The 26,206-nt window shown below is 62.7% G+C and carries 21 protein-coding genes, 1 tRNA gene and 1 pseudogene; 15 read left to right on the top strand and 8 right to left on the bottom strand.

From position 1 onward, the window contains the following. Positions 1 to 37: 37 nt before the first annotated feature. The 6 genes and pseudogenes from FFS12_RS12270 to rsgA all read right to left on the bottom strand — a co-directional run bounded on the left by FFS12_RS12270 (position 38) and on the right by rsgA (position 7,335). Positions 38 to 2,107, bottom strand: a complete 2,070-nt coding sequence (locus FFS12_RS12270; protein WP_137887071.1) for an EAL domain-containing protein — start codon at positions 2,105 to 2,107, stop codon at positions 38 to 40. A 63-nt stretch (positions 2,108 to 2,170) separates the two neighbouring features. Continuing rightward, positions 2,171 to 3,988, bottom strand: a complete 1,818-nt coding sequence (locus FFS12_RS12265; protein ID WP_137887070.1) for a molecular chaperone — start codon at positions 3,986 to 3,988, stop codon at positions 2,171 to 2,173. A 287-nt stretch (positions 3,989 to 4,275) separates the two neighbouring features. Then, positions 4,276 to 5,133 (bottom strand): archaetidylserine decarboxylase, encoded by an 858-nt coding sequence (asd, locus tag FFS12_RS12260; RefSeq protein ID WP_137887069.1) that lies wholly within the window; start codon positions 5,131 to 5,133, stop codon positions 4,276 to 4,278. A 42-nt stretch (positions 5,134 to 5,175) separates the two neighbouring features. Further along, positions 5,176 to 5,991, bottom strand: a complete 816-nt coding sequence (gene rhdA, locus FFS12_RS12255) for a thiosulfate sulfurtransferase (protein WP_137887068.1) — start codon at positions 5,989 to 5,991, stop codon at positions 5,176 to 5,178. 126 nt (positions 5,992 to 6,117) lie between these two features. Beyond that, positions 6,118 to 6,216, bottom strand: a pseudogene (locus tag FFS12_RS12250) (IS481 family transposase); the annotation flags it as partial. A gap of 87 nt (positions 6,217 to 6,303) precedes the next feature. Further along, positions 6,304 to 7,335 carry a small ribosomal subunit biogenesis GTPase RsgA gene (gene rsgA, locus FFS12_RS12245; RefSeq protein WP_137818593.1) on the bottom strand — a complete coding sequence of 344 codons (1,032 nt, stop codon included), beginning with the start codon at positions 7,333 to 7,335 and terminating at the stop codon, positions 6,304 to 6,306. Positions 7,336 to 7,516: 181 nt separating this feature from the next. Between rsgA and orn the strand changes: the two genes are divergently transcribed. After that, positions 7,517 to 8,059, top strand: coding sequence for an oligoribonuclease (gene orn / locus FFS12_RS12240; RefSeq protein WP_137887067.1), 543 nt, complete (start codon positions 7,517 to 7,519; stop codon positions 8,057 to 8,059). A 5-nt stretch (positions 8,060 to 8,064) separates the two neighbouring features. Here orn and queG read toward each other — a convergent pair whose 3' ends face one another. After that, on the bottom strand, positions 8,065 to 9,126 hold the full coding sequence (gene queG / locus FFS12_RS12235) for a tRNA epoxyqueuosine(34) reductase QueG (RefSeq protein WP_137887066.1): 1,062 nt from the start codon (positions 9,124 to 9,126) through the stop codon (positions 8,065 to 8,067). A 62-nt stretch (positions 9,127 to 9,188) separates the two neighbouring features. Between queG and FFS12_RS12230 the strand changes: the two genes are divergently transcribed. The 12 genes from FFS12_RS12230 (at position 9,189) to FFS12_RS12175 (ending at position 22,243) form a co-directional block, all read left to right on the top strand. Then, on the top strand, positions 9,189 to 10,688 hold the full coding sequence (locus tag FFS12_RS12230) for an NAD(P)H-hydrate dehydratase (protein WP_137887065.1): 1,500 nt from the start codon (positions 9,189 to 9,191) through the stop codon (positions 10,686 to 10,688). Beyond that, positions 10,676 to 11,146, top strand: coding sequence for a tRNA (adenosine(37)-N6)-threonylcarbamoyltransferase complex ATPase subunit type 1 TsaE (gene tsaE, locus FFS12_RS12225; protein ID WP_137887064.1), 471 nt, complete (start codon positions 10,676 to 10,678; stop codon positions 11,144 to 11,146). The genes FFS12_RS12230 and tsaE overlap by 13 nt, the downstream gene beginning before the upstream one ends. Positions 11,147 to 11,150: 4 nt before the next feature. Continuing rightward, positions 11,151 to 12,578: an N-acetylmuramoyl-L-alanine amidase gene (locus tag FFS12_RS12220; RefSeq protein ID WP_171011869.1), complete on the top strand. Its 1,428-nt coding sequence runs from the start codon at positions 11,151 to 11,153 to the stop codon at positions 12,576 to 12,578. A 17-nt stretch (positions 12,579 to 12,595) separates the two neighbouring features. Next, entirely contained in the window at positions 12,596 to 14,470 is a 1,875-nt protein-coding gene (mutL, locus tag FFS12_RS12215) for a DNA mismatch repair endonuclease MutL (protein WP_137887123.1), read from the top strand. A 174-nt stretch (positions 14,471 to 14,644) separates the two neighbouring features. Then, positions 14,645 to 15,586: a tRNA (adenosine(37)-N6)-dimethylallyltransferase MiaA gene (gene miaA, locus FFS12_RS12210; RefSeq protein WP_218568976.1), complete on the top strand. Its 942-nt coding sequence runs from the start codon at positions 14,645 to 14,647 to the stop codon at positions 15,584 to 15,586. Between the two features lie 94 nt (positions 15,587 to 15,680). Next, positions 15,681 to 15,941, top strand: a complete 261-nt coding sequence (gene hfq / locus FFS12_RS12205; protein ID WP_137818587.1) for an RNA chaperone Hfq — start codon at positions 15,681 to 15,683, stop codon at positions 15,939 to 15,941. Between the two features lie 12 nt (positions 15,942 to 15,953). Continuing rightward, a complete protein-coding gene (hflX, locus tag FFS12_RS12200; protein WP_137887063.1) occupies positions 15,954 to 17,255 on the top strand; it encodes a ribosome rescue GTPase HflX in 1,302 nt (433 codons plus the stop codon). A gap of 96 nt (positions 17,256 to 17,351) precedes the next feature. Beyond that, entirely contained in the window at positions 17,352 to 18,506 is a 1,155-nt protein-coding gene (gene hflK / locus FFS12_RS12195) for an FtsH protease activity modulator HflK (protein WP_137887062.1), read from the top strand. Continuing rightward, positions 18,506 to 19,375, top strand: a complete 870-nt coding sequence (gene hflC, locus FFS12_RS12190) for a protease modulator HflC (protein ID WP_137818584.1) — start codon at positions 18,506 to 18,508, stop codon at positions 19,373 to 19,375. Before hflK ends, hflC begins: the two co-directional genes overlap by 1 nt. A 106-nt stretch (positions 19,376 to 19,481) precedes the next feature. Then, entirely contained in the window at positions 19,482 to 19,667 is a 186-nt protein-coding gene (locus tag FFS12_RS12185; RefSeq protein WP_137818583.1) for a DUF2065 domain-containing protein, read from the top strand. A 42-nt stretch (positions 19,668 to 19,709) separates the two neighbouring features. Next, positions 19,710 to 20,897, top strand: a complete 1,188-nt coding sequence (locus tag FFS12_RS12180; protein WP_137887061.1) for an ATP phosphoribosyltransferase regulatory subunit — start codon at positions 19,710 to 19,712, stop codon at positions 20,895 to 20,897. A 53-nt stretch (positions 20,898 to 20,950) separates the two neighbouring features. After that, a complete protein-coding gene (locus FFS12_RS12175) occupies positions 20,951 to 22,243 on the top strand; it encodes an adenylosuccinate synthase (protein ID WP_137887060.1) in 1,293 nt (430 codons plus the stop codon). 227 nt (positions 22,244 to 22,470) lie between these two features. Here the strand turns inward: FFS12_RS12175 and FFS12_RS12170 are convergent. Continuing rightward, positions 22,471 to 22,557: transfer RNA gene (locus FFS12_RS12170), tRNA-Leu, on the bottom strand. 209 nt (positions 22,558 to 22,766) lie between these two features. On the opposite strand from FFS12_RS12170, the gene rnr reads away from it, so the two are divergent. Next, positions 22,767 to 25,352: a ribonuclease R gene (rnr, locus tag FFS12_RS12165; RefSeq protein ID WP_137887059.1), complete on the top strand. Its 2,586-nt coding sequence runs from the start codon at positions 22,767 to 22,769 to the stop codon at positions 25,350 to 25,352. Then, positions 25,349 to 26,101, top strand: a complete 753-nt coding sequence (gene rlmB / locus FFS12_RS12160) for a 23S rRNA (guanosine(2251)-2'-O)-methyltransferase RlmB (protein WP_137818579.1) — start codon at positions 25,349 to 25,351, stop codon at positions 26,099 to 26,101. Before rnr ends, rlmB begins: the two co-directional genes overlap by 4 nt. Positions 26,102 to 26,206 lie beyond the last annotated feature (105 nt).

The following is a 26,206-nucleotide window of genomic DNA, read 5'->3' as shown; positions in this document are numbered from 1 at the left end:
GCGGCTTTTTTCATGCGCAGAGCTGGGCTGCCGAGGGTTACTCGTCGCCGGCGGAGAAGTCGTAATCCATCGACTGGCTGGGCCGTTGTAGGTAATAGCCCTGGATATAGTTGACCCCGGCTTGCCAGAGGGTGGCCAACACGCTGGTGCTCTCGACTAAGGGCACTATGGTCAACTTGGCCTGGGCGTGCAGGCTGGTCAGTAAGGTTTTCAGCGTGTCCTGATTCTCCGTCTTGGACAGATCCTGGGAGAAGGAGCCATCGAGTTTGACGAAGTCGATGCTCAGGTGCTTCAGGGTATTGAAGGGGTTGAGCGAGCAACCGAACTGGCTGAGGACGACCTTGCAATGCAGTTCGGCCAGTCCCTGGGTCAGTGCCTTGGCCTGCTTCAGGTAGGCAATGGCATCGGGCTCATTGATTTGCAAGGCCAGCGCATCGGAAGGCAGGCGTGCGGCCTTCAGCGCCACACTGAGCCAAGGCAGTAGCGTTTGATCCTGCAGGCTGGCGCTGGACAGGTGGATGAACAGGCGGGTGTTGTGGCCTTTTGCACGGTGCTCGGCGAGCAGCTTGATGGCGTTGAGTATGACCCAGCGATCGATCCTCTCGGCCAGGCCGGCTTCCTTGGCGGCACCGAGGAACTCACGCGGCGGCACTTCTTCGCCCTGGGCATTGAGCAGGCGCAACAGCACTTCATAGTGTTCGTGGTTGTCGCCGCGCAGGCTGATGATCGGCTGGAACAGCAGGCGGAAGCTGTTGCTCTCCAGCGCCTGTTGCAGCATGGCGACGATATTGCCGCGGCTGGCGGCGGCGGCCAGTTCCTGCGCCGGGTTGAACAGTTTGAGGGCGTTGCCCTCGCTGAGTTCGTCGGCACAGCGGTGGGCGCGTTCGACCACTTCCCGGGCTTTCGGGGTTTTTTCGTTGAGCCCGGCAATGCCGATCGACAGGCTGGTCTGCACGGTTCGGCCGCTGACATCGAACATATGGCTTTCGACTTTCTTCAGTAATTCAGCCAGGCCCTCTTGAGTTTGCTCGGGGGTTTGTCCGGGTTGCAGTACGGTGAAAACGTCGTCGCCAAAGCGTGCCAGCTGCGCTTCGCCGACAAAGTGAGCGCGGAGCAGGTTGGCCAGGTCGGTCAGCAACAGGTCGATGCCGGCGAGGCCGGTTTCGGCCAGCAGACTGGTGTAGCGGTCGACGCGGATGTAGGCCAGGCTGGCCGGTTGTCCGGCATTCACGGCGCGCTCTGCGGCGCAATCCAGCTGTTCGAGGAAGTGGTTACGGTTATGCAGGCCGGTGACCAGGTCCTGGCGGCTGATCTCGCGCAGTTTCTCTTCCAGCTCGGCGTTGCCGCTTTCCGCGCGGATCACCACCTGAATGCAGGGTTCGCCGTCGTAAGTCGCCGGCGAGAAGTTCATGCGCGCCTGGAAGCTCTGGCCGTCGGCCTTGACCCCACCACAGAGCAGTTCGGCGCCGCCTTCGGCACTCTGATAGTTCTTCAGGAAATCCTTGAAGTTGCCCTGATCACTGCTGGCGATCAGGTCGATCATGGGCATGCCTTCCAGTTCGTCGGCATCTTCGTAGTCGAAGAGTTCGAGGTAGGCGCGGTTGGCGTAGATGTGCATGCCGTCATGTACGTAGGTAATGGCATCCACCGAACTGTCGAGCAGGAGCTGGCAGCGTTTTTCGGCCTCGCGCAGGGCGACCTCGGCGGCGCGGCGGGCACGCCGCTCCTCCAGATTGGCCAGCTCACGGTGCGCCACCAGGATCAGGCGCTCATCCTCACCTTGCGGCACGGCATCCTGGGCGCCAAGTGCCAAGGCTTCGGTAATGGCGTCGGAGTCATTGCCGTCGATCAACTGGATCAGCGGAATGTCTTTAGCTTGGCGGCGGATCGCGCTGATTGCTTCGCAGGGCTCAAGCAGCTCGCTGCTGGGGGCGGCAATCAGCAGGTCCCAGCTCTGCTGGAGAGCTGCGGCGAGGTCGTCGCTGGACGTCAGGCGGTGCACGCGAGTGGCGTGACCGGCATTGCGAAATAGGCTGACGAGACGCTCGGCTTCGTTCTGCGAGTCCTCAAGAATCAGCAGCCGTATAGTTTTCTTTTCGATGGCCATGGCGTGTGCTTAAACTGCGCCGAACGGGCGCGAAAAGGCGACAAAAGGGGGTGTGCCGGCAATCTACAGCGACTTCCAGAGTGAGTCAAAGTCTTCCTCCCCGCCGCTGCTCTGGCTTGTCGGGGTTGTGACCGGCCTCCCGTGGTCACTCGGGGTTTGTTCGACCATACGGTATTCGAACTGGTTGAAACTGCCGGTACTGGTCTGCCGGCGGCTCAAGACCGCGCGCCGTTCTTCGCCATTCAAGTTGATCAGCACTTTGTGGCCCTCCTGGAACGGCAGGCGTGGCGTGATCAGGGTCGCCGGGCGAGAAATTGCGCTGATTTCCGGGAGCAACAAGGCGCGTAGGTACTGGCTGTTTTGCTCGGCCTTACGCAGCAGCTGCAGGCCGCAGGGCCGCGCGTGTGGGGCGATTAGCTCAATGCCTATCTGGGTGCCGCCGCCGCGCACTTGGCGAATCCAGCGCACCAGGGCGATGCTCCAGCTCTGCTCGGGAGCGTCTTGGACGCCCAGCAGTTCGCCGGCCTGGAGTTGGCTGGGGACCTCTTTCGGCCAGCTCAGGCAATAGCCGCCGGGGCTGTGGTTGACGATCGCCAGTTCGAAGGTGGGGTAGTTCTCGCCGGGGACGCTGGGCGGCGGTTCTTGCCCCTCGACGACCGGCCGCTGGTACTGGATCTCCTCGAGGGGCGCGCCACTTTCCCAGTGGCTGGTCGGCTGAGCATCGAAGGCGTTGCGCCAAATGTCCGGCGCATCGGTGGTCATTGGTTTGAAAATGGCCGCTTGTGCTTCTTCTGGACGTTTGAGTACTTCGTTGAAGGGCTTTTGCCCGGCCAGGAAGTAATGCGCTGCGCTCATGCCAAGGCTCAGGGTCAGGCTGCCCTGGCCAGCACTGCGTTGGAACGTGCGCTCGGCAATATCACCCCAGGCCGAACTCAGATGGTGCAGCAAGTCCAGGCTCAAGCCCTCAGGCACTAGCAGGCGGGCGGCGTTGCGGCTTTCTGCGGGTAACAGCAGGTATTCCTTGAGTGCATCGACCAGGGGTTGCGGGTCGATGCCCAGCAGGTTGTGCAGTTCGCCTTGTTGAAACAACGATTTGTAGCGCGGCGGGCCATCGACTTGCGCGGCAACGGCGAACAGGCTGCTGGGCTCGCCGGCCGCTTGCAGATGCACCAATGCACTCCAGGACTCGAGGATTTCCGCCAGGCGGGCAATGCCGCTCTGGCGCATCTGGTTGCTGCGGGCGCAGCCAAGCAACAAGGCGATCAGGTAGGTTTGTTCAACGCTCAAGCCTTTGCTGTGGCGCGCCATAGGGTCGCGCACCACGATCGCGTGCAGGTCGCGCTGGTGGGCAATCTGATACAGCTTATGCAGCTCCAGCCACAGCCCCTCCGGCACCGGGCAGTACAGTTGGCTGGCACGAATCAGTGGGCCGCAGAGGCTGTGCGCGGCGCGCTGTAAGGCGACCGTCAGCAATTGCAGTTGGGCGCGTTCGCGGGGCGGGCGCGGAGCCTCTTGCGCAATGATCAGTTTGTAGCCGGCGGCCAGATGGTTCTGCAACGCCTGACAGAGGTTGGCGACTTTGCGCGGGCGTTCATCGAGCACTATCGCTTGGTTGAGAAAGTGCCGTTCCAGGTGCTTGCAGACGAAATAGACTTCCGTGCGCAGCAACTCCAGCAGCTGTAGGCGACTCTCCGCCGGGGTCACCAGCTGATTGAGTTCCACCAGGCCCTGATAGAGCTGACGCGCGGTTTCTCCCAGGTTGGCCTTCGGCAGTCGGGCGATCCAGCGTTTCAGGTCAGCAGGGTTGGCGTCGCAGAAGGACAGTTTCTGCTGGTCGGGTGTCGGGACACGTAAGAGCAGGTGGGGGCTCTGTTGATCCATGTGCTTGGATACTCCAACGCCGCAGGGCGCGGCGAGTGGTTCTACGCATTGGGCTTTGCCGAACTCTAGCAGTATCTTGAGGTGCTCGCAGCCCACCATCGGGATGGTGTGTGCCGTTGCTCTGGGGCGGCCAGTAACACTGAGGTCAGTCGATACTGATTGTGACTCAAGGGTTGTCGAGCTGTGCAAGCCCGCGCCGGATTTAACGCCCTGGGCCGACTTGCCGGCTGCGCGCGTAACGCTTGTGGGGTTGGCGGGCCGCCGAGGCCGCCCGCGCAGTCAAGCGGTTACTGCCCGTTGCCAAGGCGCTGGCCCATGCGGACGGCGCTGCCGGCTAGCAACTCTTCAGACCATTTCACCTGGTTCGGGCCAAACAGCACGATAGCGGTGGAGCCCAACTTGAAACGGCCGAGCTCCGCGCCTTTCGCCAGTTCAACTGGCGCGCGTGCCGCCGCATCGTAGCGGGTGGCCTTCAGTTCGCGCTTGGGCGGTGTGATCAGGCCGGCCCAGACCGTTTCGATCGCGGCGACGATCATAGCGCCGACCAAGACTACGGCCATCGGTCCGCGCTCGGTGTCGAACAGGCACACCAGACGCTCGTTACGGGCGAACAGCTCGGGAACATTTTCGGCGGTGCTCTGGTTGACCGAGAACAGCCGGCCCGGCACGTAAACCATCTCCGTCAGCGTACCAGCCAGCGGCATGTGCACGCGGTGGTAGTCCTTCGGCGAGAGGTAAATAGTGGCGAACTCACCGCCCATAAAGGGCGCGGCCCGCTCGGCATCGCCGCCGAGCAGTTCGAGTGCGCTGAAGCCGTGGCCTTTGGCCTGGAACAAGCGCCCGTGTTCGATCGGCCCGAGCTGGCTGACGGCGCCGTCAGCCGGGCAGAGGATCGCCCCAGGGGTGTCATCCAGCGGGCGCGCGCCGTCTTTCAGGGCGCGGGTGAAGAACGCGTTGAAGTGCTCGTAGGCGGTCGGCTCTTCGACCTGGGCTTCGCTCATGTTCACCTGGTAGTGCTGGACGAACCAGGTGATCAGGCGGTTCTTGAGCCAGCCGGCCCGACATTCGGCGGCGCAACCGATCAGCCGCGACAGCAGGTGGTGGGGCAGCAGGTACTGGCTGAGGATAAACAAACGCTGTCTCATGGGTGTCCTTAAAAAAGTGGAGAGCCTCGGAAAGACGAGGGCTTACAGCTCGACCGGTGTGTCCGGGTGATTGCCCCATTCGCCCCAGGAGCCGGCATAGCCTTTTACCCGCGGATAGCCGAGGGCCTTGGCGATCAGATAGGTGAAGCCCGAGCGGTGGTGAGTCTGACAGTGGGTGATGATTTCTTTGTCTTTGCTGATGCCCAGGCTCTCGAGAATCGCCGGCATATCCTCACGGATGCGCAGGGCGCGCGCCGGGTCCATGCCGGCCGTCCATTCGAAATTGATCGCGCCGGGAATGTGCCCGGCTTTGGCGGCGAGGACTTTCTCGCCGCGGTACTCGCTCGGTGCGCGGGCATCCCAGATGGCCAGGTCGGCTGCGCCTAGACGACTTTGCAGGTATTCGCGGGTCGCGCTCGGTTCGTCATGCAGCTCCAGCGCAACCGGACCGCCGCCGCTGGCCGGGGTGACTTGGGACAGCTCGCGAGCCTCCGCCAGCCAGGCCTGCAGGCCGCCATTCAGGTAGTGGTAGTGGCCATGGCCGATCACGTCCAGCAACCAGATAAAGCGTCCGGCCCAGCCACCGCCTTCGTCGTCGTAGACCACGTACAGCGCCTCCGGGTTATGGCCCAGTTCGCCGAACAGGGCTTCCAGTTGCGCCAGCGCCGGTAGCAGGCCCGGCGCTGGCGGCTGACCCAGTTGGGTGCGTTTCGGGTCGACGAAGTGCGCACCGGGGATATGCCCGGCGGCGTAGCGGGCGGCGCTGGTCAGGTCGACCAGGATCAGCTCAGGAGCCGCCAGACGCGCAGCTAGGTCGGCGGGTTCGATGACCAGGGGCAAGGTAGAGAAGGCGGACATGGAAGGCCTCCGAATCAGGGAAAGGGGCGAATTGTAGCGGAAAGGCTAGCGCCCGCGTTCGGCAAAGCGGGCCGCGGTGCGCTCAATAGATTGCACGGTTTTGCTGAAGGTCTGCCCGCTGGCCTCGGCGCGGGTGCGCCATTTGGCGACGGTCTTCTCGTTCAGCCCGTAGCGGGTGGCAAGCGTGCGGGTCGACTCTTGCGACGCTTGGAGCTCGGCTCGAATTCGCGCTTAGCTGAAAGTTCAAGGGCGCACCACGACTCCCTGGGGCCGCACGCCTAACAGGCCGCGGTTGATCGCGGCCTGTTAGTCTCAGTATTCCGTTTCCGGCAGGCTGGCGAGGATATGCCGGTAGCTGGCCATCCGCTGCGGCTGGATGCGGCCCTCTTGCAGGGCTTGCAGCAGCGCGCAGCCGGGCTCGCGGTCATGCTTGCAGTCGCGGAAGCGGCAGTGGCCGAGCAGGTCGTGGAACTCGATGAAGCCGGCTTCGACATCATCCCGGCTGACGTGCACCAGGCCGAACTCGCGGATGCCGGGTGAGTCGATCAGCTCGCCGCCACCCGGGAAGTGGAACAGGCGGGCGGTGGTGGTGGTGTGCGTGCCTTTGCCGGTGAGTTCCGACAGTGGGCCGACGCGGGTGTCGACCTCCGGCAGCAGGCTGTTGACCAGCGAGGATTTGCCGACGCCGGACTGGCCGACAAAGACACTGACATGCCCGTCCAGCAGGGCCTGCAGCTGTTCCATGCCGCCGCCCTGGTGGGCGGAAACCTCCAGCAGTGGGTAGCCCAGTTGGCGATAGACGCCGAGTAGCGCATTCAGCGCCACGGCGTTTTTCTCGTCGATCAGGTCGGCTTTGTTCAGCAGCAGCAGTGGACGAATGCCCGCATGTTCGGCGGCGACCAGGTAGCGGTCGATCAGATTGGCGTGCGGCTCGGGCAGCGGGGCGAAGACGATGACGATCAGGTCGACGTTGGCCGCTACCGGCTTCAATTGGCCGCGGCTGTCCGGGCGGCACAGTTCGGTGTTGCGCGGCAGTTGCGCGACGATCACCCCGATGCCTTGATTGCCGGCGCGCCAGACCACCCGGTCACCGGTGACCAGGGTGGGCAGGTTGGCGCGCAGGTGGCAGCGGAAGACTTGCCCGGCCAGCTCGCCGTCCTGGGCCTCGACCTCGACCTGCACGCCGAAGTGGGCGATCACCAGGCCGATCTGCTCGGGGCCGAGGTCGCCGCCTTCCAGCGCATCCAGCGTCTGCGACTCGCGCTTGGCGGCGCGCGCGGCGCGCTCACCCTGAATCTTCTCGATGCGCCAGTTTTGGCGACGGTTGAGCTGGCGTTTGGCCATGGGGCTTCCGATAAATAAAACAGCGAATAGATAAGGCGGCGAATAAGTCGGTCGGCGGCGAGTTTAGCATGCTGCCGGCTGGCTTAAGTTCGTAGAGGGCTTGGCGATAGCCGGGTTCGCCACGGCGGACGAGATGTCGCGCCCTAGGCTAAACTGCGCAGCTAAGCCGAGGAGCGCCGCTATGCAAAACCCGCAGAATTTGATCTGGATCGACCTGGAAATGACCGGTCTGAATCCAGACACCGATGTCATCATCGAAATGGCCACCATCGTCACCGACAGCAACCTCAATGTGCTGGCGGAAGGGCCGGTGATCGCCGTGCATCAGAGCGATGAAGTTCTCGCCGGCATGGACGAGTGGAACACCCGGCAACATGGTGGCTCTGGCCTGACCCGGCGGGTGCGCGAGAGCAAGATCAGCGCGGCGGAGGCGGAGGCGCAAACCATCGCCTTCCTCGAGCAGTGGGTGCCCAAGGGCAAGTCGCCGATCTGTGGCAACAGCATCTGTCAGGATCGGCGCTTTCTGTATCGCCATATGGGTAAGCTGGAGGCCTACTTCCACTACCGCAACCTGGACGTCTCCACCCTGAAGGAGCTGGTCACTCGGTGGGCGCCGCAGGTGCACGACGGCTTCAAGAAGAGTGGCGCGCACCTGGCCCTGGACGATATTCGTGACTCCATCGCCGAGCTCAAGCACTACCGCGAGCACTTCATCAAATTCTGATTCGTCTAGCGGCCGTGCCGGCTCAGGGCCCACTCGACATGCTCGCGCACCAGCTCCGAGGGGTGCGCGCGGCGCGCCTCCAAAGCTTCCAGCACCGGAATGGTCGAAGGCGCATTGCCCAGGCCGACGGCCAGGTTGCGCAGCCAGCGCTCATAGCCGGCGCGGCGCAGCGGTGAGCCTTCGGTGCGGTTGAGAAATTCCTCCTCGCTCCAGCGAAACAGCTCGGCCAGCTCGGCGTTATCCAGATTATGCCGTGGCTGGAAGTCGCCCTGGCTGGTGGGGCGGGCGAAGCGGTTCCAGGGGCAGACGATCTGGCAGTCGTCGCAACCGAACACCCGGTTGCCGATCAGCGGGCGCAGCTCCGCTGGGATCGGGCCCTTCAGCTCGATGGTCAGGTAGGAGATGCAGCGCCGTGCATCCAGCACATAAGGGCCGACAAAGGCGGCAGTCGGGCAGATGTCCAGGCAGGCGCTGCAGCGTCCGCAATGTTCGCTGCCGTGTGCCGGATCAACCGGTAGCGGCAGGTCGACAAACAGCTCGCCGAGAAAGAAATAGCTGCCGGCTTGGCGGTTAAGCACCAGGGTGTTCTTGCCGATCCAGCCGAGCCCGGCCTGTTCGGCGATGGCTTTTTCCAGCACCGGGGCGCTGTCGACGAAGGCCCGATAACCGAACGGGCCAATCGCCTGCTGAATGCGCTCGGCCAGTTGTTGCAGGCGCTTGCGAATCAGCTTGTGGTAGTCGCGGCCCAGCGCGTAGCGCGACACGTAGGCGGTCTCCGGCTGACCCAGACGCTGCGCCATCAGCGTGTCGCCGGGCAGGTAATCCATCCGCAGCGAGATCACCCGCAAGGTGCCGGGCACCAGTTCCTCCGGGTGCGAGCGTTTACTGCCGTGGGCGGCCATGTAGTCCATCTCGCCCTGATAGCCGGCGGCCAGCCAGCGTTCGAGATGCGCCTGGTGCTCGGCCAGATCCAGCCCGGCAATGCCGACCTGTTGAAAGCCCAGCTCTCGACCCCAGTCTTTGATCGACTGGGCGAGCGCGGCGAGATCGAGCGGGGAGGTGGACATTCGAACAGGAAACCGGGGCGGAGGTAGGTATAATTCTGCCAGACATCTGAGCCGACCGACGCATGCCGCATTCTCACGACGCTTTTCCGACTGCTTTATATAGCGCCGCCCAGGTGCGCGACCTCGATGCGCGCCTGATCGCCGCCGGTACGCCCGGCTTCGAGCTGATGCAGCGTGCTGCCCATGCGGCCTGGCGGGCGCTGCGCCGACGCTGGCCGGCGGCCGAGGTGGTGACGGTATTAGCCGGGCGCGGCAATAACGCCGGCGATGCTTATCTGCTGGCGGCCTTGGCCATGCGTGCCGGCTGGCGCGTACAGCTGCTGGCGGTTGGCGACCCGGCGCAGCTGGCGGGCGACGCAGCGTCGGCGCGGGATGCGGCACGCCAGGCCGGGGTGACGATTCAGCCGTGGAGCGAGTGCGCCGAACTGACCGGCGTGTTGGTCGACGGCTTGCTCGGCACCGGTCTGCGCGGCGCGGTGCGCGAACCGTATGCCCAGGCGATCCGTCTGCTGAATGCCAGCGGTTTGCCGGTGCTGGCGCTGGATCTGCCCTCGGGGCTCTGCGCCGATACCGGCCGCGAACTGGGGGTGGCGGTGCGCGCGGAGCTGACGGTGAGCTTTGTCGGCTTGAAGATCGGCCTGTTTACCGGCGATGCGCCAGGGTTGGTCGGCGAGCTGGTGTTCGATGATTTGCAGGCGGACCCGCAGCTCGTGGCGCAGGCGCCCACCCAGGCGCAGCGCCTAGCCCCGGGCAATCTGCCGCGGCTAGCGGCGCGTCGGCGTACTGCGCACAAGGGCCAGTTTGGCCATCTGCTGGTGGTCGGTGGCGATCACGGGCTGGGTGGTGCGGCCCTGCTGGCGGCAGAAAGCGCGTTGCGCAGTGGTGCGGGGCTGGTGTCCCTGGCGACGCGGGCGGAGCATGTGCCCGCCGCGCTGGCGCGGCGGCCGGAGCTGATGAGCCTGGGGGTGGCTTCGGCCAATCAATTGCTGGGCCTGGCCGCGCGCGCGCAGGTGCTGGTGGTGGGCCCCGGTTTGGGCCAGGGCGCCTGGGGGCGCAGTCTGTTATCGGTGGCGGCGAATTGTGCGCGGCCACAGGTCTGGGATGCGGATGGGCTGAACTTGTTGGCGGCGGGAGCGCTGCCGATGCCCGCGGACAGTATCATCACCCCGCATCCGGGCGAGGCGGCGCGCTTGTTGGGCATTTCGACTGCCGAGGTGCAGGCCGATCGCCCCGCCGCGGCGCGGGCGCTGGCGCAAAAATACGCGGCAGTCACGGTGCTCAAAGGCGCCGGCAGCCTGATCGCCGCGCCGGACGGGCGGCTGGGGCTGTGCGATCGCGGCCATCCGGCCATGGCCGGCGCCGGCCTGGGGGATGTCTTGGCCGGGTTGATCGGCGCCTTGATGGCCCAGGGTTTGCCGGCGTTCGAGGCCGCGAGCCTGGCGGTCTGGCTGCACGCCACGGCCGGTGAGCGTCTCGGGGCGCAGGGCCGCGGGCTGGCCGCCAGCGACTTGATCGCGGTCATTCGTCAGTTACTAGAGGAACAGTCGCCTTGTCTGAACTAACCCTGTATGCAGCGGACGAAGCCACGATGCTGGTGCTGGGCGCGCGAATCGCCCAGGCGACCGGTGGTCGCGGGATTATTTATCTGCACGGCGATCTGGGGGCCGGTAAAACCACCCTGTCACGCGGGATTATTCGTGGTCTGGGGCATGTCGGCGCGGTCAAGAGTCCGACCTTCACCCTGGTCGAGCCTTACGAACTCGGCGATCTACGGGCCTTTCACTTCGATCTGTACCGGCTGGCCGATCCAGAGGAATTGGAGTTTCTCGGCATCCGTGATTATTTCGAGGGCGATGCTCTTTGTCTGATCGAATGGCCGCAGCGAGGGGCTGGCGTTTTGCCAAAGGCTGACCTGACCATTACCATTACCCCGCAAGAAGACGGCCGTTTGCTGCGCTTGGCGCCACAAAACGTGCGCGGCGAGGCCTGGTGTGCCGCCTTGACCATAGGACATGAATAAGAGAGTGGGGTTGGGTATGCGCATGCGCGCGCTGATTACCGGGGTGGGTGTGCTGCTTATGGCGTTGGCCGCCGACGTTTTTGCCGCCGCGGATATCCGCGGTGTGCGGCTGTGGCGGGCGCCGGATAACACTCGGCTGGTATTTGACTTGTCCGGCCCGGTGCAGCACAGCGTATTTACCCTGACCGCACCGAACCGCATCGTCATCGATGTCAACGGGGCGCAGCTGGCGACCAAGCTGGAACAGCTGTCTATCGCCAATACCCCGATCACCAGCGTGCGCTCTGCGCAGCGGACGCCGACCGACCTGCGCATCGTGATCGACCTCTCGGCGCCGGTTACCCCGAAAAGCTTCAGCCTGGCGCCCAATCAGCAATACGGCGACCGCCTGGTGATCGACCTGTTCGACCAGGGCGCCGACAGTGCGCCCAATCTGCCTTCGACGACGACCGCCAGCGCGCCCGCGGTGCCAGTCTCGCCGACCCAGGCGGCACCTAAGCTGACGCCATTGCCGAGCGGCAAGCGCGAGATCGTCATCGCCATCGACGCCGGGCACGGCGGCGAAGACCCTGGCGCGCTCGGCCCGAAAGGCGCGCGTGAGAAAGACGTGGTGCTGGCCATCGCCAAAGAGCTGCAGCGGCAGATCAATGCCGACAAAGGCTTTCGCGCCGAGCTGGTGCGCACCGGCGACTACTTCATTCCGCTGCGTAAGCGTACCGAGATTGCGCGCAAGAAAGGTGCCGACCTGTTCGTCTCCATCCATGCCGATGCCGCGCCGCGTGCCTCGGCGTTCGGCGCCTCGGTGTTCGCCTTGTCCGATCGTGGTGCGACGTCAGAAACCGCGCGCTGGCTGGCCGACAGTGAAAACCGCTCCGACCTGATCGGTGGCGCCGGTAACGTCAGCCTGGACGACAAAGACCGCATGCTGGCTGGCGTGTTGCTCGATCTGTCGATGACCGCCTCGTTGTCCTCCAGCTTGAACGTTGGGCAGAAGGTGCTGAGCAACTTGGGCCGGGTTACCCCGCTGCACAAGCGTCGGGTGGAGCAGGCCGGATTTATGGTGCTGAAGTCGCCGGATATTCCGTCGATCCTGGTGGAAACCGGCTTTATTTCCAACCCTAACGAGGCCCTGAAACTGGCGGCGGGCGGCCATCAGCAGTCCTTGGCGCGTTCGATTCACAGCGGCATCCGCCAGTTCTTCCAGCAAAATCCGCCACCTGGGACCTACATCGCCTGGTTGCGTGATGAGGGCAAGATTGCCCCGGGGCCGCGCGAGCATGTGGTCAGCTCGGGCGAGAGCCTGGCGCTGATTGCGCAACGCTACCAGGTCGGCCTGCCGGCGTTGCGCAGTGCCAATGGCCTGAAGTCCGACAGCATCAAGGTCGGCCAGAATCTGCAGATCCCGGCGACTGCATTGGCGGCGCAGCCATGAGCAGCCATGAGCCCTCGATGAAAGAGCAGGCGCGTATCCAGCTGCTGAGCCCGCGGCTGGCGAACCAGATTGCCGCCGGTGAAGTGGTCGAACGGCCCGCCTCGGTGATCAAGGAGTTGCTGGAGAACAGTCTGGATTCCGGCGCCAAGCGCATCGAGGTGGATGTCGAACTGGGCGGCAGCAAGTTGCTGCGGGTGCGCGATGACGGTGGCGGCATTGCCGCCGACGATCTGCCGCTGGCGTTGGCGCGCCATGCCACCAGCAAGATTCGTGAGCTGGAAGACCTCGAGCGGGTGATGAGCATGGGCTTTCGGGGCGAGGCGTTGGCCTCGATCAGCTCGGTGGCGCGCCTGACCCTGACCTCGCGTACCGCCGGGGCGGACCAGGCCTGGCAGGTGGAAACCGAAGGGCGTGACATGGCGCCACGGGTGCAGCCGGCGGCGCACCCGGTCGGCACCTCGGTGGAAGTGCGCGATCTGTTCTTCAACACCCCGGCGCGGCGCAAGTTCCTGCGCGCCGAGAAAACCGAATTCGACCACCTGCAGGAAGTCATCAAGCGCCTGGCCCTGGCGCGCTTCGATGTGGCCTTTCATCTGCGGCATAACGGTAAAAACGTGCTGGCGCTGCACGAGGCGCCGGATGAGGCCAGTCGTGCGCGGCGGGTGGCGGCCGTCTGTGGGCCGGCTTTTCTGGAGCAGGCGCTGCCGATCGAAATCGAGCGTAACGGCTTGCGCCTGTGGGGCTGGGTCGGCTTACCGACCTTCTCGCGCAGCCAGGCGGATCTACAGTATTTCTATGTGAATGGCCGCATGGTGCGCGACAAGCTGGTCGCCCACGCGGTGCGCCAGGCTTATCGCGATGTGCTGTTCAATGGTCGCCATCCGACCTTTGTGCTGTTTCTTGAGATCGATCCGGCGGTCGTCGACGTCAACGTGCACCCGACCAAGCATGAAGTGCGCTTCCGCGACGGGCGCATGGTGCATGACTTCCTCTACGGCACCTTGCATCGCGCCCTCGGCGAGGTGCGCCCGGAAGATCAGTTGGCGGCGCCGGCAGCCGTGGCGGGCATGTTGCGGCCGACCGGTCAGGCGGCAGGGGAGTTCGGCCCGCAGAACGAGATGAGCCTGGCGGCCAATGTGCTGGAGCGACCGGTATCCGAGTCGACCTGGCGCGCGCCAATTGGCGGCTATTCGGCCCCGCGGCCTGGTCAGAGCTTGCCGGCGGCTGAGGCGCAGGGCGCTTACCGGGAGTTTTTCTCGCCGCTGGCGGGGGCGCCTGCGGCAGTTTTGCCGGACGGCCAGGGCGATGTGCCGCCACTCGGTTATGCCCTGGCCCAACTGAAAGGCGTGTATATCCTCGCCGAAAACACCCAGGGGCTGGTGCTGGTCGATATGCACGCGGCCCATGAGCGCATCACTTACGAACGCTTGAAGATCGCCATGGCCAGCGAGGGCTTGAGCGGTCAGCCCTTGCTGGTGCCCGAGTCGATTGCGGTCAGCCAGCGCGAGGCGGATTGCGCCGAAGAGCACGGCGCCTGGTTCCAGCGTTTGGGCTTCGAGTTGCAGCGTCTCGGTCCGGAAACCCTGGCGATTCGCCAGATCCCCGCATTGCTCAAGCAGGCGGAAGCCAATCGCCTGGTGCACGATGTGCTGGCCGATCTGCTGGAATATGGCACCAGTGACCGCATTCAGGCGCATCTCAATGAGCTGCTCGGCACTATGGCCTGTCACGGCGCGGTACGTGCCAACCGGCGTTTGACCTTGCCGGAGATGAACGCTCTGCTGCGCGATATGGAGCACACCGAGCGCAGCGGCCAGTGCAACCATGGTCGGCCGACCTGGACGCAGCTGGGCATGGACGATCTCGACAAACTTTTCCTGCGTGGTCGCTAAAATTGCTCCCTAAGCTGTTGCGCTTGGCCATGCGGCGTTAAAAATCGGCTCGGAATGCTCATTTACTGGCTGTAAACTCCGCTTCCTCGCCGATTTTTGCCTTGCCTGGCCGGCGCTCACGACGCTTAGAGAGCAATTTTGATAGCTGAACGCCTACCTCCGGCGATCTTTCTGATGGGCCCGACCGCGGCCGGCAAAACCGATTTGGCCATCGAGCTGAGCCGCGTCTTGCCCTGCGAGCTGATCAGTGTCGATTCGGCGTTGATCTACCGGGGTATGGATATAGGTACGGCCAAACCGTCGAAAGAGCTGCTGGCGGAGTTTCCTCATCGCCTGATTGATATCCGTGACCCGGCTGAGCGCTATTCGGCCGCCGAGTTCCGCGCCGATGCCCTGGCGGCCATGGCGGACATCACGGCCAGAGGGCGGGTTCCGTTGTTGGTCGGCGGCACCATGCTTTATTACAAGGCGTTGCAGGAAGGCTTGGCGGATATGCCGGGTGCCGATCCGCAGGTGCGTGCCGAGCTGGAGGCGCGCGCTGCAGTCGAGGGCTGGGAGGCGCTGCATCGCGAGCTGGCGGCGGTCGACCCGGAATCGGCGGCGCGTATCCATCCGAATGATCCGCAGCGACTGACCCGTGCACTGGAAGTCTTTCGTGTCAGCGGCTTGACGATGACTGCACATCGTCAGCGTCAGGCTGGGCAAAACTCCGGTTTAGACGCATCAGGCCGCGAACAATTGCCTTATACTGTGGCGCGCTTGGCGATAGCGCCAGCGCAGCGCCAGGTGCTGCATGCGCGTATCGCCGAAAGATTTCAGCTGATGTTGGAACAGGGCTTTATCGAAGAGGTCGAAGCCCTGCGCAAGCGCGGTGACCTGCATGCGGGCTTGCCGGCGATTCGCGCGGTGGGCTATCGCCAGGTCTGGGATTATCTGGATGGCAACCTAGATCGGGCGGAGATGGTCGAGCGCGGCATCATTGCCACGCGGCAATTGGCCAAGCGGCAGTTCACCTGGCTGCGTAGCTGGTCTGATCTACATTGGTTGGACAGCCTGGCTTGCGACAATCTGCCACGCGCCTTGAAATACTTGGCATCGGTCTCCATATTGAACTGAGACCTTGCTTGTAGCCGTCTATCCTTGGGGGGAGACGGCATAAGTCATGTACTTTTTATTACTACAACTATTGACCCACAAAGGAGTGCGGCACATGTCAAAAGGGCATTCGCTACAAGACCCTTACCTCAATACCCTGCGTAAGGAACGCGTACCGGTTTCGATCTATCTGGTTAACGGCATCAAGCTACAAGGCCAGATCGAGTCCTTCGACCAGTTTGTGATTTTGCTGAAGAACACTGTCAGCCAGATGGTCTACAAGCACGCCATTTCCACTGTAGTGCCGAGCCGTCCGGTTCGTCTGCCTAGCGCGACTGAAGGCGAGCAAGCCGAAGCCGAGCCAGGTAACGCCTGATAGGAGGCTGCCTTGTTCTTCGAGCGTCATGAAGGGGGTGAGCGGGCGATCCTGGTTCATCTGGACGGCCAGGATCCCGAGGCGCGCGAAGATCCGCAGGAGTTTCAGGAACTAGCGCTTTCAGCGGGTGCGGACACGGTGGCGTTTATTAGCGTACCGCGTCATCGGCCGACCGCTAAATACCTGATCGGCAGTGGCAAGGTCGATGAGTTACGCGACCTGATCAAGGTTGAGCAGGTCGATCTGGTGATTTTCAATCACACCCTCACGCCCAGTCAGGAACGCAACCTCGAACGCGTGTTCGAGTGTCGCGTGCTTGATCGCACCGGGCTGATTCTCGATATTTTTGCTCAGCGCGCACGTACCCATGAGGGCAAGCTGCAAGTTGAGTTAGCCCAGTTGGATCACATGAGTACCCGGCTGGTGCGCGGCTGGACTCACTTGGAGCGGCAGAAAGGCGGTATTGGTCTGCGCGGCCCAGGTGAAACTCAGCTGGAAACCGACCGCCGTTTGCTGCGTGTGCGCATCCGTCAGATCAAGCAAAAGCTCGAGCGGGTTCGCAGCCAGCGTGAGCAGGCGCGGCGCGGGCGTAAGCGTGCGGATATTCCTTCGGTTTCTCTGGTGGGCTACACCAACGCCGGCAAGTCCACGCTGTTCAATGCGCTGACCGCGTCCGAGGTTTACGTCGCCGACCAGCTCTTCGCGACGCTTGATCCCACTCTGCGTCGTCTGGAGCTAGATGATCTGGGGCCGGTGGTGTTGGCCGATACCGTGGGCTTTATCCGTCATCTGCCGCACAAGCTGGTCGAGGCCTTTCGCGCTACCCTGGAAGAGTCGAGCAACTCCGAGCTGCTGTTGCATGTGATCGACGCCCATGAGCCGGAGCGCATGCAGCAGATCGAGCAGGTCATGGCGGTGCTCTCCGAGATCGGCGCCGAAGCTCTGCCGATTCTCGAGGTCTACAACAAGCTGGATCTGCTCGAAGGCGTAGAGCCGCAGATTCAGCGTGATGCCGAAGGTAAACCGCAGCGAGTCTGGCTGTCGGCTCGTGATGGGCGGGGGCTGGATTTGTTGCGTCAGGCGATTGCCGAATTGCTGGGTGAGGATTTGTTTGTCGGCACCCTGTGTTTGCCGCAGCGTCTTGGTAGGCTGCGGGCACAATTTTTTGCTTTGGGTGTTGTGCAAAGCGAAGGGCATGACGAGGAGGGCGGTAGCCTGCTGGCGATTCGCGTGCCGCGGGTTGAGCTACATCGGTTAATCAGTCGCGAAGGCTGGCAACCGTCAGAGTTTCTCGAGCAACACACTTTGCAATAAAGCCTGCGACTGCGGCTTTGCTGCTAGTGACCGGCATCTGTAGCATTGGCGGGCGTGCCGTGGGTGCGTCTTTGCTTTATCAGTATGGAGAGCGCTATGGCTTGGAATGAGCCGGGTGGCAACTCGAACAATCAGGATCCCTGGGGTGGGCGCAAAGGCGGCGACCGCAAGGGGCCGCCTGATCTCGACGAAGCCTTCCGCAAGTTGCAGGAAAGCCTGAATGGGCTGTTCGGCAGCGGTAAGAAACGTGGCGGCGGGGACGGCTTGGGCAGTGGTGGTGGCTTCGGCTTGCTCGCCATCGGTCTGGGGTTGCTGGCTGCTGTTTGGCTGTATAGCGCCGTTTATGTCGTGGATGAGCAGGAGCAGGCCGTTGTGCTGCGCTTCGGCAAGTACTACGAAACGGTCGGCCCGGGCCTGAATTTCTATTTCCCGCCGATTGATCGTAAGTATCAGGAGAACGTCACCCGCGAGCGTGCTTACAGCAAGCAGGGGCAGATGCTCACCGAAGATGAAAACATCATCGAAGTCCCGCTCACTGTGCAGTACAAGATCAGCAACTTGCAGGACTTCGTGCTTAACGTTGACCAGCCGGAAGTTAGCTTGCAGCAGGCTACGGACAGCTCCGTGCGCCACGTGGTGGGTTCCACGGCGATGGATCAGGTGCTGACCGAAGGTCGTGAGCTGATGGCCAGCGAGGTCAAGGAGCGCCTGCAGCGTTTCATGGATACCTATAAAACCGGTATCACCGTGACCCAGGTGAACTTGCAGAGCGCCGCGGCGCCGCGTGAAGTGCAGGAAGCCTTCGATGACGTGATTCGTGCCCGTGAAGACGAACAGCGCGAGCGCAATCTGGCGGAAACCTACGCCAATGGTGTGGTGCCCGAGGCCCGCGGTCAGGCTCAGCGCTTGATCGAAGACGCCAGCGGTTACCGCGATGAAGTGGTGTCCCGCGCCACCGGTGAGGCCGACCGCTTCAGCAAGTTGGTTGCCGAGTACCGCAAGGCGCCGGACGTCACGCGTGAGCGTCTGTATCTGGATACCATGCAAGAGCTGATGAGTAATACCAGCAAGGTGTTGGTGACTGGCGAGCAGGGGCAGAACAATCTGCTCTATCTACCGCTGGATAAGATGATCGATAGCCGTGGCACTGCCGCTCCAAGTGTTCCTGCGAGCGCCGCGAGTGGCGATCTGGGGTCACGCGTGAGTGCTGAGCTGCAGCAGCGTGATCTGCGTTCGAGGGAGACTCGCTGATGAGCAATAAATCGCTGATCGCCCTGATTGTCGGCGTGGTAGTCGCGCTGGTCGCTTGGAATTGCTTCTATATCGTCGCTCAGACCGAGCGCGCGGTGCTGTTGCAGTTTGGTCGTATCGTCCAGGCAGACGTGCAACCTGGCCTGCATGCGAAGGTTCCGTACGTCAACCAGGTGCGCAAGTTCGATGCCCGGCTGATGACGCTCGACTCCTCCACTTCGCGTTTCCTGACTCTGGAGAAGAAGGCGTTGATGGTCGATGCCTTCGCCAAATGGCGAGTGCTGGACGCCGAGCGTTTCTATACCGCGACTTCTGGTCTTAAGCAGATTGCGGATGAGCGGCTGTCGCGCCGCCTTGAAGCCTCGCTGCGTGACCAGTTTGGTAAGCGCACCCTGCACGAGTCGGTGTCGGGTGAGCGTGATGCGTTGATGGCTGACGTGACCGCGACCCTTAACAAAGCGGCGCAGCGCGAGCTGGGTATCGAAGTGGTGGATGTGCGGGTTAAGGCCATCGACCTGCCGAAAGAAGTTAACCGCAGCGTATTCGATCGCATGGGCTCTGAGCGTGAGCGTGAAGCCCGTGAGCATCGCGCCAAGGGTAAGGAGTTGGCTGAGGGTATTCGTGCTGACGCCGATCGGCAGAAGCGCGTGATCCTGGCTGAAGCCTACCGTGAGGCGGAAGAGACGCGCGGTGACGGTGACGCTAAGGCGGCAGCCATCTACGCCAAGGCTTACGGTCTGGATCAGGAGTTCTATGCGTTTTATCGCAGCCTGCGCGCCTACCGTGAAAGCTTTGCGGATAAGCGTGATGTACTGGTGCTGGACCCGAGTAGCGACTTCTTCCGCTACCTGGAAAAGTCCAAACCGTAATCAGTGCTCCGGCGGGCGCCAGTCGTCCGCCGGGGTGACCGATTAAGGAAACGTGTTATCATAGGCCAGCCGGGAAAATCCCGGCTTTTTTGCGTCTGTGGGAATCATGTGGCAGGAACTCGGCATAGCGTTTTGTCTGTTGCTGGTGCTGGAAGGCATCCTGCCCTTCCTTTATCCACGAGGTTGGCGCGAGACGTTCACGCAGTTGTTGCAGCTGCCTGATCGCCACCTGCGCCTAATCGGGCTAGCCAGCATGCTGCTGGGAACGGCCCTCCTATATTGGCTTCACTAGAGCCTAACGGCTCGCCGCCCGGATCAAGAGGGGAATGGCGAAATGGCAACGGTAGACCGCTGGCTGCTGCCAGATGGCATCGAAGAAGTACTGCCGCCGGAAGCGGCGCGCATTGAAGCGGCGCGCCGCCAGGTCCTGGATCTATTCCAGCGCTGGGGCTATGAGTTCGTCGTTACGCCGCATATCGAATACCTCGAATCGCTGCTCACTGGCGCCGGTCAGGATCTGGATCTGCGCACCTTTAAGGTGATCGATCCGCAGACCGGTCGGCAGATGGGCTTTCGTGCCGATATCACGCCACAGGTCGCGCGTATCGATGCGCATACCTTGCGGCGTGAGGGGCCGAGTCGCCTCTGCTACGCGGGGAGCGTTCTGCATGCTCAGCCGCGGGCCCTGACCACCTCGCGCAGCCCGATCCAGTTGGGCGCCGAGCTGTATGGCGATGCCAGTCCGGCCAGTGACGTTGAAGTCATCAGCCTGCTGCTGGAAATGCTCGAGCAGGCTGCCGTGCCGGAGGTGCATATCGATCTGGGGCATGTCGGTATCTACCGCGGTCTGGCGCGTGCAGCCGGTCTTTCTGGCGAGGTCGAGCAGCAACTGTTTGATGCGCTGCAGCGCAAGGCCGTCGATGAAGTGGCTGCGCTGACCGAGGCTTTACCGTCCGAACTGAGGAAGATGTTGCGTGCGCTGGCAGAGCTTTGCGGTGATCGCGATGTGCTGGATCTGGCTCAGGCTTGTCTGGTCGAGGCGCCGGATGAGGTGCATGCCGCGCTGGATGATCTGATCGCCATCGCCGATACGCTGAGCCGCCGTTATCCGGAAGTGCCGCTGTATTTTGATCTCGGCGAGCTGCGTGGCTATCACTACCACACCGGCGTGGTGTTCGCGGCATTCGTGCCGGGGGTCGGTCAGTCGATCGCTCAGGGTGGTCGCTATGATGATATCGGTGCGGATTTCGGTCGGGCGCGCCCGGCGACAGGCTTTTCCACTGATCTGAAAACCCTGGTGAGCCTGGGGCAAATGGAGCTGGATGAGCCGGCCGCGGGTATTTGGGCGCCGGACAACCATGATCTCTATCTATGGAAAGCCGTGCAGCGGCTGCGTAGCGAGAATTCCCGTGTGGTTCAAGCGCTGCCTGGCCAGGATGTGGCTGCTGCGCACGAGGCCGGCTGTGATCGTCAGTTGGTGCTGAATGATGGGCGCTGGCAGGTCGTGCCGCTGGCTTCTTAAGTTTTTCCGCCGGCCGCGGCCGGCATCAAGCTTCCGCGAAGAGGACAAGTGTTATGGGTAAGAATGTCGTAGTCCTGGGCACCCAGTGGGGTGATGAGGGCAAAGGCAAGATCGTCGATCTGCTAACCGAGCATGCCGCTGCCGTGGTGCGTTATCAAGGCGGTCACAACGCGGGTCATACCCTGGTGATCGACGGCGAGAAGACTGTGCTGCACCTGATTCCGTCTGGCGTTTTGCGCGAAGGCGTGCAGTGCTTGATCGGTAACGGCGTGGTAGTCGCGCCGGATGCGCTGATGCGCGAGATCATCAAGCTGGAAGAAAAAGGTGTGCCGGTGCGTGAGCGCCTGCGTATCAGTCCTTCTTGCCCGTTGATTCTGTCCTATCACGTGGCGCTGGACCAGGCGCGCGAGAAAGCCCGTGGCGAAGCCAAGATCGGTACCACCGGCCGTGGTATCGGCCCGGCTTACGAGGACAAGGTGGCCCGGCGCGGCCTGCGCATCGGTGATCTGTTCCACCGCGAGCGTTTCGCCGCCAAACTCGGCGAGCTGCTCGATTATCACAATTTCGTGCTGGTCAACTATTACAAAGAGCCGGCGATCGACTTCCAGAAAACCCTGGATGAGTGCATGGAATATGCCGAGCTGCTGAGGCCGATGATGGCTGACGTGACGGCTGTGCTTCACGACCTGCGTCGTGACGGCAAGGACATCATGTTCGAGGGGGCTCAAGGCTCGCTGCTGGATATTGACCACGGTACTTACCCCTACGTCACCAGCTCCAACACCACCGCCGGCGGCATCGCCACCGGCTCCGGCTTTGGCCCGATGTATCTGGATTACATTCTCGGCATCACCAAGGCCTACACCACCCGGGTTGGTTCTGGCCCGTTCCCGACCGAGCTGTTCGACGAGGTGGGCGCTTTCCTGGCCAAGCGTGGTCATGAGTTCGGTGCGACCACGGGCCGTGCACGTCGCTGCGGCTGGTTCGATGCGGTCATCCTGCGTCGCGCGATCGAAATCAACAGCATTTCCGGCCTGTGCCTGACCAAGCTCGATGTGCTCGATGGTCTGGAGACTATCCGCATCTGTGTCGGCTATAAGAATGAGCGCGGTGCCGTGATCGATGCGCCGACCGATGCTGACAGCTATATCGGCCTGCAGCCGGTGTACGAGGAGGTGCCGGGCTGGAGCGAGTCGACGCTGGGGGCGAAGAGCCTGGATGAGCTGCCGGCCAATGCGCGGGCCTATATCAAGCGTGTGGAGGAGTTGGTCGGCGCGCCGATCGACATCATCTCCACCGGCCCGGATCGCAACGAGACCATAGTGCTGCGTCATCCGTTCGCCTGAGTGCTGTAATCTGACAAAGGGTCGCCATGTGCGGCCCTTTGTCGTTTTAGGGGGCTGTCGCGCAGGCTGGCGAGGCTTTGCAGGTGCTCGGTTTTTTGTGGGGCGATATTGCCGTAGGGTCGTTTCGGCGGAGGTGTGCAAGTGCTGTGTCGATTCGCGGGCACAAAAAAACCGGCACTAGGCCGGTTTCTCTGTTTCCAAGGATTGGTAGATCCTTGGTATGTAATTGGTGCCCAGGAGAAGACTCGAACTTCCACGATGTTGCCACCGCATGGACCTGAACCATGTGCGTCTACCAATTCCGCCACCTGGGCGTTGATTTCGTTGATTGCTCATCTACTTTCAACTACAACAACGTTTGCCGTCGTTGTGGGCGCGAAATATACGGACCAGCTGAAAGGTTGTAAACCCCTGATGTGAAAAAAAACTTTATTCATGCCATCGGGCAGACCAAGATAGCGTTTTCGCGCTTCAATAGGCGCATGGCAAAAATACTTTATATAGATAAGGCGAACTCTCTCTAATGGCCGATTGGCAATCCCTCGATCCCGAGGCCGCCCGTGAAGCGGAAAAATACGAAAACCCCATCCCCAGTCGCGAGCTGATTCTGCAGCACCTCGCCGATCGCGGCTCGCCGGCGAACCGCGAGCAACTGGTGGAAGAATTTGGCCTCACCACTGAAGAGCAGTTGGAGGCCCTGCGTCGTCGGTTGCGTGCGATGGAGCGCGATGGCCAGTTGATTTACACCCGCCGCGGCACCTATGCGCCGGTGGACAAGCTCGATCTGATCCTCGGTCGCGTCAGTGGCCATCGCGATGGCTTCGGCTTCCTCATCCCCGACGACGGCAGCGATGACCTGTTCCTGAGCCCTGCGCAGATGCGCTTGGTATTCGATGGCGACCGTGCTTTGGCGCGAGTTTCCGGCCTCGATCGGCGTGGTCGCCGCGAGGGGGCGATTGTCGAAGTGATTGCCCGGGCCCATGAAAGCATCGTCGGTCGCTACTACGAAGAAAGCGGCATCGGCTTCGTGGTTGCCGACAATCCGAAGATCCAGCAGGAAGTGCTGGTCACGCCGGGGCGTAACGCCAACGCCAAACAGGGTCAGTTCGTTGAGGTGAAAATCACCCACTGGCCGACCCCGCGCTTCCAGCCCCAGGGTGATGTGGTCGAAGTGGTGGGTAACTACATGGCGCCGGGGATGGAGATTGACGTCGCGCTGCGTAGCTACGACATCCCCCATGTGTGGCCGGAGGTCGTGCTCAAAGAAGCCGCCAAGCTCAAGCCGGAGGTCGAAGAGAAAGACAAGGAGAAGCGTGTCGATCTGCGTCATCTGCCGTTTGTCACCATCGACGGTGAAGATGCGCGCGACTTCGACGACGCGGTGTTTTGCGAGAAGAACGGCAGCAATTGGCGCCTGTTCTCCGGTGGCTGGCGCTTATATGTGGCCATCGCCGACGTTTCCCACTACGTCAAAATCGCCTCGGCTCTGGATGAAGAGGCCCAGGTACGCGGTAACTCGGTGTATTTCCCCGAGCGCGTGGTGCCAATGTTGCCGGAGCAGCTGTCCAATGGCCTGTGCTCGCTGAATCCGCAGGTCGATCGGCTGGCCATGGTCTGCGAGATGACCATCTCGAAAACCGGCAAAATGACCGACTATCAGTTTTATGAGGCGGTGATCCACTCCCATGCGCGGCTGACCTACAACAAGGTCAGCGCGATCCTGGAGCAGCCGAAAAGCGCTGAAGCCAAGCAACTGCGTAGCGAGTACGCGGACGTCGTGCCACACCTCAAGCAGCTCTATTCGCTCTATCAGGTGTTGCTGGCGGCGCGCCACGAGCGTGGGGCCATCGATTTCGAGACCCAGGAAACCCGCATCATCTTTGGCTCGGGCCGCAAGATCGCGGAAATCCGTCCGACCACGCGTAACGATGCGCACAAGCTGATCGAGGAGTGCATGCTGGCCGCCAACGTGGCCACCGCAGAGTTCCTCAAGAAGCACGAAATCCCCGCACTCTATCGCGTGCATGACGGCCCGCCGCCAGAGCGCCTGGAGAAGCTGAAGGCCTTTCTGACCGAGCTCGGCTTGTCCTTGCACCGTGGCAAGGCCAAAGAAGGCCCGTCGCCCAAGGACTACCAGGCCTTGCTCGAGAGCATTCGCGAGCGTGCGGACTATCACCTGATTCAGACGGTGATGCTGCGTTCGCTGAGCCAGGCGGTGTACAGCGCCGACAACCAGGGCCACTTTGGCTTGAATTACGAGGCCTATACCCACTTCACTTCGCCGATCCGCCGCTATCCGGACTTGCTGACCCACCGTGCGATTCGCAGCGTGATTCGCTCCAAGGCCGATACACCACACGTTAAGCGCGCAGGCGCGATGACGATTCCGAAGGCGCGGATCTACCCCTACGACGAGCCGGCGCTGGAGCAACTGGGCGAGCAGTGCTCGTTGTCCGAGCGGCGCGCGGATGAGGCCACGCGCGATGTGGTGAACTGGCTCAAATGCGAGTTCATGAAAGATCGCGTCGGCGAGACCTTCCCGGGCGTGATCACCGCGGTGACCGGTTTTGGTCTGTTCGTCGAGTTGAAAGACATCTACGTCGAGGGTCTGGTGCATGTCACGGCGTTGCCGGGCGACTACTACCACTTCGACCCGGTCCATCATCGCCTGGCTGGCGAGCGTACGGGGCGCAGCTTCCGTCTGGGCGACAGTGTCGACGTGCGGGTGATGCGCGTCGATTTGGACGAGCGCAAGATCGACTTCGAGCTGGCGCAAAGCGTGATGGATGCGCCGATCGGTCGTAAGGGCCGTGGCGCTGCGCCTGCCGCTAAAGGCGGTCGCGAGCGGGCGGAGAAGACCGCCTCGGCCCAGGGCGATGCGCTCCTGGCCAATACCGATGTGAGAAAAAGCCGTGAGGTGAAGCAGGCGCTGCTGGCCGAGGCCAAGGGCGGCGGTCGCTCAGGCAAGGCTAAGGCGGGTGCTGCCGCGCCAGCCAAAAACGGAGCCAAGCCGGGCAAGCCAAGCAGTCATCGTAAAGGGCCGGCCAAGTCCGGCTCTGCGCCCGCCGGGAAGAGCGGCGGGGCGCGTAAACCTAAGGCCAAGTCATGAGTCAGTTGGAAAAAATCTACGGCGTGCATGCCGTAGAGGCGCTGCTGCGCCATCACCCCAAGCGGGTCAAGCAGATCTGGCTGGCGGAGGGTCGCAATGATCCGCGCGTACAGGTGCTGATCGAGCTGGCGGCGCAATCGCGTGTGTCGGTAGGCCAGGCCGAGCGCCGTGAGCTGGATGCCTGGGTCGAGGGTGTGCATCAGGGCGTGGTGGCGGAGGTCAGCCCCAGCCAGGTGTGGGGCGAGGCGATGCTCGAGGAGCTGCTGGATCGCGCCGAAGGCCCGCCGTTGTTGCTGGTGCTGGACGGCGTGACCGATCCGCACAACCTCGGTGCCTGCTTGCGTACGGCCGATGCGGCGGGGGCTTTGGCGGTGATCGTGCCGAAAGACAAGTCGGCCACCCTCAATCCCACGGTGCGCAAGGTGGCTTGTGGCGCGGCGGAGGTGATCCCGCTGGTGGCCGTGACCAATCTGGCGCGCAGCCTGGAAAAACTCCAACAGCGCGGTCTGTGGGTGGTCGGTACGGCGGGCGAGGCGGAGCAGGAGCTCTATCAGCAGGATATGACCGGCCCGACCGTCTTGATCATGGGTGCCGAAGGCAAGGGCATGCGCCGGCTGACTCGCGATCATTGCGATTACCTGGTGCGTCTGCCGATGGCCGGTAGCGTCAGCAGCCTCAACGTGTCTGTCGCCACGGGCGTCTGCCTGTTCGAGGCCATGCGTCAGCGTCGCGCCAAGGCACCGAAGTAAGTCTGTTCGAGGCTAGGTCAGGGCGGCTCCAAAGCCCTGGTCTAGCCTGAGCCTGCTGTTCAAATAATCACCAATTGCCTTGCGCGGCCCAGGGCCCTTCTCTAG

The organism is Pseudomonas sp. 2FE, assembly GCF_005503735.1.
Taxonomy (GTDB): domain Bacteria; phylum Pseudomonadota; class Gammaproteobacteria; order Pseudomonadales; family Pseudomonadaceae; genus Aquipseudomonas.
Note: the sequence above shows the minus strand (reverse complement) of the source record. Positions and strands in the feature narration are given on the sequence as shown.

What these genes read in the sequence shown, in the direction of transcription:
- FFS12_RS12270 (WP_137887071.1), bottom strand. Translation starts at nt 2,107, where the DNA reads ATGGCCATCGAAAAGAAAACTATACGGCTGCTGATTCTTGAGGACTCG.
- FFS12_RS12265 (WP_137887070.1), bottom strand. Translation starts at nt 3,988, where the DNA reads ATGGATCAACAGAGCCCCCACCTGCTCTTACGTGTCCCGACACCCGAC.
- asd (WP_137887069.1), bottom strand. Translation starts at nt 5,133, where the DNA reads ATGAGACAGCGTTTGTTTATCCTCAGCCAGTACCTGCTGCCCCACCAC.
- rhdA (WP_137887068.1), bottom strand. Translation starts at nt 5,991, where the DNA reads ATGTCCGCCTTCTCTACCTTGCCCCTGGTCATCGAACCCGCCGACCTA.
- rsgA (WP_137818593.1), bottom strand. Translation starts at nt 7,335, where the DNA reads ATGGCCAAACGCCAGCTCAACCGTCGCCAAAACTGGCGCATCGAGAAG.
- orn (WP_137887067.1), top strand. Translation starts at nt 7,517, where the DNA reads ATGCAAAACCCGCAGAATTTGATCTGGATCGACCTGGAAATGACCGGT.
- queG (WP_137887066.1), bottom strand. Translation starts at nt 9,126, where the DNA reads ATGTCCACCTCCCCGCTCGATCTCGCCGCGCTCGCCCAGTCGATCAAA.
- FFS12_RS12230 (WP_137887065.1), top strand. Translation starts at nt 9,189, where the DNA reads ATGCCGCATTCTCACGACGCTTTTCCGACTGCTTTATATAGCGCCGCC.
- mutL (WP_137887123.1), top strand. Translation starts at nt 12,596, where the DNA reads ATGAAAGAGCAGGCGCGTATCCAGCTGCTGAGCCCGCGGCTGGCGAAC.
- miaA (WP_218568976.1), top strand. Translation starts at nt 14,645, where the DNA reads ATGGGCCCGACCGCGGCCGGCAAAACCGATTTGGCCATCGAGCTGAGC.
- hfq (WP_137818587.1), top strand. Translation starts at nt 15,681, where the DNA reads ATGTCAAAAGGGCATTCGCTACAAGACCCTTACCTCAATACCCTGCGT.
- hflK (WP_137887062.1), top strand. Translation starts at nt 17,352, where the DNA reads ATGGCTTGGAATGAGCCGGGTGGCAACTCGAACAATCAGGATCCCTGG.
- hflC (WP_137818584.1), top strand. Translation starts at nt 18,506, where the DNA reads ATGAGCAATAAATCGCTGATCGCCCTGATTGTCGGCGTGGTAGTCGCG.
- FFS12_RS12185 (WP_137818583.1), top strand. Translation starts at nt 19,482, where the DNA reads ATGTGGCAGGAACTCGGCATAGCGTTTTGTCTGTTGCTGGTGCTGGAA.
- FFS12_RS12180 (WP_137887061.1), top strand. Translation starts at nt 19,710, where the DNA reads ATGGCAACGGTAGACCGCTGGCTGCTGCCAGATGGCATCGAAGAAGTA.
- FFS12_RS12175 (WP_137887060.1), top strand. Translation starts at nt 20,951, where the DNA reads ATGGGTAAGAATGTCGTAGTCCTGGGCACCCAGTGGGGTGATGAGGGC.
- rnr (WP_137887059.1), top strand. Translation starts at nt 22,767, where the DNA reads ATGGCCGATTGGCAATCCCTCGATCCCGAGGCCGCCCGTGAAGCGGAA.
- rlmB (WP_137818579.1), top strand. Translation starts at nt 25,349, where the DNA reads ATGAGTCAGTTGGAAAAAATCTACGGCGTGCATGCCGTAGAGGCGCTG.